This window comes from Pedobacter sp. (genome assembly GCF_041662865.1).
Taxonomy (GTDB): Bacteria; Bacteroidota; Bacteroidia; order Sphingobacteriales; family Sphingobacteriaceae; genus Pedobacter.
This window is the reverse complement of the sequence record NZ_JBAZRL010000089.1, coordinates 1-5,336: the sequence shown is the minus strand read 5'-3', so window position 1 is coordinate 5,336 and position 5,336 is coordinate 1. Positions and strand designations below refer to the sequence as shown.

Sequence of the window (5,336 nt, the reverse complement as noted above, 5' to 3'; positions counted from 1 at the left end):
ATTGGTTTAGTATTTGGCCTATTTGGAGATTGTTTTTTAATGTTTCTTGAAGTAGATCCTTCATTCTTTATGTTTGGATTAGCTTCATTTCTAATTGGTCATCTTGCCTATATTAGTGCATTTTATTTAGATTACAAATGGCATCCTGCGATAGAGAAGAAGTATACAAAAATAGCCTTAGTTGTATTTGGGATTTTTTGTTTAGGTTTTTATCTGTATTTAAGACCACACTTGAATGAAATGAAAATTCCGGTAATGATTTATTCTATAGTTATCTCATCTATGGCAATTATGGCTGTAAATAGAAAAGGTAGAGTAAATACCTTAAGTTTTAATCTGATTTTTTGGGGCGCTATATCGTTTCTAGTTTCAGATTCAATTTTAGCTTTTAATAAATTTGTTTTTCCTTTTGAATTTGCTGGAATACCCATTATGGTTACATATATGGCCGCCCAATATTTCATTACAATAGGGGCTGTAGAGAGAAAATTGAAAAAACATTCGGTAATAGATGCAGAATCTAATTAGCAGATTTCTTTTTATCCTTATCCAAAACCGTAAAAACTTGAACTAACCGTTCTCCATTTTCGTCAACCAAAGTTAAGGTGTGTTTTCCTGGTAATGGACTAACTGCCAATTGATGAAAGGATTTTGTACTGCCCACGAATTCGGCATCAATATGCCAATAGATTTTGGTTTCAGAGTTTCGATGGGCAGCATTTAAAATTACTTTCCCTCGTGTTCCATCCAGTTCAACTGGGATATAAATTACCGCGTTGTTTTTAGGGTAAATCATATCCATCACCATATTTCCACCTATATCATTACAACCAGGTTTAAAAGGCGGTAATACTTTATAATCACTGTTTCTTATTTTGTAATAATATTCCATTGCAGGCGGAAGAACAAACCAGCTTTTATGTTGCATTTGATTAGTACTTTCACATTTATCAGTTACTCTAAATGTACTTGAAGCATTTAAATGCACTAATTTATGGTAAGGACAGACTATAGTTTTCTCTCCAGCAACAGGTACCAATTCCGTAATTTTATCTGTACAATATTCTCCAGCCTTAAATCCACTTTGTTTACATATCAATATTTTCTTAAGCTTAGTTTTTGGAGTTTCAAACCATTTAGATGAAGGTAATTGTCTAAAAATGTCAAATAATACTGGAGCAGCAACTTCAATACCTATTAAACCTGGTCTACCTTCTCCATCGGCATTGCCAACCCACACGCAAACTACATAATTTGGCGTTAAACCAATTGCCCAAGCATCTCTAAAACCAAAACTAGTTCCTGTTTTCCAAGCTACACGTTGTGATGAAGAGAATTGCTCCCATAAACCTTCATCTCCAGGTCTCATTACTTCTTCCATTGCATTAAATGTTGCCCATATAGCACCGTGATCTACTATAGAATTCAACTCTGTTTCATCTTTTTTTACAGAGGATTGAACTGATTTACTATAGATAGGAGCATCATAATCATGCGGATTGTATTTACCTTGGTAATCATTAAAATGGTTTAATGTTCTAGCCATACCTAAATAACTTTTCGCTAAATCCCACATCGTAACTTCGCTGCCACCTAAAATTAAAGATAATCCATAATGATCTGCAGCTTGATTTAAGGTAGTAAAACCTAGCTTTTTAAGCTTATCGTAAAACCGTTCATATTTATATTGCTGTAGCATTTTAACTGCTGGAATATTTAAGGATCTGCTCAATGCTTTATCTGCCGAAATAGCCCCATCATAACCTAAATCGTAATTTTGAGGGGAATAGCCGCCAATTTGTGTTGGAACATCTGGGACCAATGTGTGTGGCAATAACATTCCGTCGCTTAGCATACTCACATACAATAAGGGCTTTAATGTACTTCCAGGACTTCGAGGCGCTTTAATCATATCTACATGACTTTCAAATTCCTTATTTTCAGGTTGATAACAATTACCTACATAACTTTTTACTGTTCCATTCTTCACGTCAAGTACTAAAGCTGAAATATTGTTAATGTCGTTTGCTTTATATCGATTGTTATATCGTTTCAATAATTCGTTGATTTTTAATTGTAAATCGTAATCTATTGTGGTTGTTAAACTGGTATATTTTACTTTCAATGTGTTTTTTTCTTCCTTAAAACGATTAAGAAGATGAGGGGCATTTTGCGGTAGAGGTAAAGGTTTACCTGGGATCGGCTCTGATTTAGATAATTCTGCTGTCGCTTTGTCTATGATATTCAGCTTTGCTAATTTATCTAATAAGTCATTTCGTTTTTTGATTAAACGTGTAGAATTCTTACCAGGATGAACGAGCGACGGGCTATTTGGCAACACCGCTAATGTAGCCATTTCGCCCCATGATAAATTTTCGGCTTTGCGACCAAAATATCGCCAGCTTGCAGCGTCTAAACCAACAACATTACTCCCAAATGGCGCATTAGATGCGTACAGACTAATTATTCCTTGTTTAGAATAACGAAGCTCTAAACGCATAGCCAACCACATTTCTGTTAATTTTTGCCAAATACTGCGATTTTGTCGACGTGATAAACGAATAACTTGCATGGTTAATGTGCTACCGCCACTTACTACACTACCGGCTTTAATATTTTGGCTCATTGCCCTGCTCATGGCAACAGGGTCAACTCCAAAATGCAGAAAAAAACGTTGATCCTCAAAAGCAGTAATACATTTCACAAACTTATCAGGAATGGTATCTGCAATAGGGAAGCGCCACTGACCATCACTAGCAATAGCTGCACTTAATAACTCTCCATTACTTGCCTCTATCACATAAGAGGTAGGAGATTTAAACAATTGTTTTGGTAAGGAAAACAGAAAAAACAAACAAAACAAAAAGCAAATGCTATCAGAAATTAGTACAGCTTTTTGTTGTTTATTCATTTTTTGATTTTATAGGGTAACATTTCTAAGCTAATTTTGATTTACATCAAAATAGATTGTTATGGAAAAATTAACTACTTTTTTGAGATTAGCTTTTGGCTTTGTTCGTTTCTTAATGATAAATATTTGGCCAAGATTGTAAAAGTCATTGTAAGTTTAAAGGAAAGTTAAACTTGCAATGACTATATTTCTAATAAACTACTTTACAACTTGCACCCATTTACCTGCTTGTGTGGCGCTAATGTTATTATTGTACATCGCTTCACATTGTACCGCAGATAAATAATATTTGCCCAAGTATGATGCATTTAACAATACTTTATAGGTTAACGTTTCATTCTCTCGAATATTAAAGTAAGTAAACACTCTATCATCTCTCACATCGCGATACGTATAAGCTGCTGAAGCCAATGCACTTTCATTATCATTAAGCCTTGTATTAATAATTTCCCAACCTGAAGGGAAGATTTGGGTTAATGCCATTTGCTCATAATAACCCATCTTTCCAGGGTTTTTAATTATTACTTCTGCATAAAAATCGGTTCCTTGTTTTAAAACTATTGGATTAATAACTTGCCCTTTTAATGATTTATAATTCACTTTCATATCCAATACATCAGGCTTATTTGGCAAGAAATTATTTTGTCCGGCGACTGGCTGGCCTTGTAAAATTAAACGGACAAACAACACATTATTACCAGCGTTCGTAATATTTGCAGTATTATTTTTGAAATTAAGAGCTGTGCTATTCAAGTATTGCTCACTATTTATATTTCCTTTTTTTCCATCTAAAACATAAGTGTACAGCAATTTATTTGAAGCACTATTTTGTCCGCAGAATTTAGCAATAGCCAATAAACTATAAGCAGTTGTTTGTGTGCTATACCATGTATTTTGACCTAAGCGAGCCGCAACAGTTTGCAATAATTGTGCAGCTTTAACTTTTTGCCCCATTAAAGTTAACGTTTCCATAATCATGGCTTCATCTCTTAAATCAGAACCATATGTGCCGCCTAATTGTGTATAATGCTGTACAGTTTGTGCTAAACCTTTAACTAAACCATTTGCAGCCGCAGATTGTCCGGCCAATTGATACGCTGCTGCTAATCGCCATTTTGCACTAACTGAAAGGTATTCAAAAGCTCGTAATCTATTCATCGCCGCCATTTCTGGTTTTTTTGCCAAAGCCAAAACATATAAACGATAAGCTTGACTCAAATCTCCACCATAAAAATTAGTGCTATTTGGTGTCCAATTAGTTGCTTTTGCTTTTTGATAACGAATTAACTCATCTAACAGTCCAACTGGTAAGGTGTAACCTGCATTTTGTGCTTCCACTAAAAAATGTCCAGCATAATTCGTTCCCCATTCATCAGATGAACCTTCTCCTGGCCAGTAACTTAATCCACCATCGGTAGTTTGGAAACCTTTTAATCTATTAATCCCCGATTTAACATTTCGTTCTACTTCAGTTTTTTTCTGAGTACTAAGTGGAGTTAATTTATCTAATAGTAATTGTGGGAAAATGCTTGATGTAGTTTGTTCAACACAACCATGCGGATATTGAATTAAGTAACTCAATCGTTTATTCAAATCAATAGGAGGGATTGAAGAAACTTCGACTGTTCCAGCATTTGTGCCTGACATTCCAATTGGAGCATAAGTTGTTTTCCAAGTTTGTTTAGGTTGTATGGTGGCAGAAACCACATTAGTTATGTAAGGATTCGGATTACGAATATCCAATTCTACATCATAAACAGTTTTTTCATTTCCACTTTGTGCAATTATTTTAACTTTTGCTATACCAACTGTATTTGGCGCAACCACATTAAAATAAGTCATTTGCTCACCAGCTTGTTTAAAGCTCAATTGCTTTGTTTTTGGACCATCAATTAATAGGTTAGTGCTTTGCACTAATACACTTACATTCTTTAAATTGTTATTGGTTGCAAAAATGTTTACTGGCAACGTAAAGCTTTCTCCTGGTCCAATTACTCTTGGCAAAGTAGCCAGGACCATTAACGGTTTTTTAACTTCAACTGCTTTTTCTGCATAACCGTAAGCGCCATTATCACCCGCAATAACCATTGCTCTAACTGAGCCAATATATTGTGGTAAAGTGAATTTATGTGTTTTGTTTTCACCTTTGGATAAAGAAAATGGCCCCATAAATTTAACAACAGCTTTAAATCTATTTGCTTTAGCAGGATTTAAGTTTTTATTAATGGAACCATCGCCGCCAATGCTTAAAATACGTTCTAAATTTCCACCCCATGCGCCCAAAACCTGATCGAATAAATCCCATGTTTTAACACCTAAACCTTCTCTTGCATAAAATATGCTATGCGGGTCAGGAGTTTTAAAACGAGTTAAATCAAACAATCCTTCATCAACCAGAGCAATTTTATACGTCATTGCTTTGCCA

Annotated in this window: 3 protein-coding genes; 1 reads left to right on the top strand and 2 read right to left on the bottom strand. The window is 34.8% G+C overall.

The features are described 5' to 3' along the window. Window positions 1-528 (top strand): lysoplasmalogenase (locus WC622_RS16255; RefSeq protein WP_372820745.1); only part of this gene is annotated, 528 nt, incomplete at its 5' end. Here the strand turns inward: WC622_RS16255 and pbpC are convergent. Both pbpC and WC622_RS16245 read right to left on the bottom strand, forming a co-directional pair. Next, entirely contained in the window at window positions 521-2,911 is a 2,391-nt protein-coding gene (pbpC, locus tag WC622_RS16250; RefSeq protein ID WP_372820744.1) for a penicillin-binding protein 1C, read from the bottom strand. The genes WC622_RS16255 and pbpC overlap by 8 nt on opposite strands. A 198-nt stretch (window positions 2,912-3,109) precedes the next feature. After that, on the bottom strand, window positions 3,110-5,336 hold a 2,227-nt coding region (locus WC622_RS16245; protein WP_372820743.1), incomplete at its 5' end, for an alpha-2-macroglobulin.

Bases quoted from the DNA above. Each gene is read 5' to 3' on its own strand.
- pbpC (WP_372820744.1), bottom strand. From the start codon at position 2,911: ATGAATAAACAACAAAAAGCTGTACTAATTTCTGATAGCATTTGCTTT.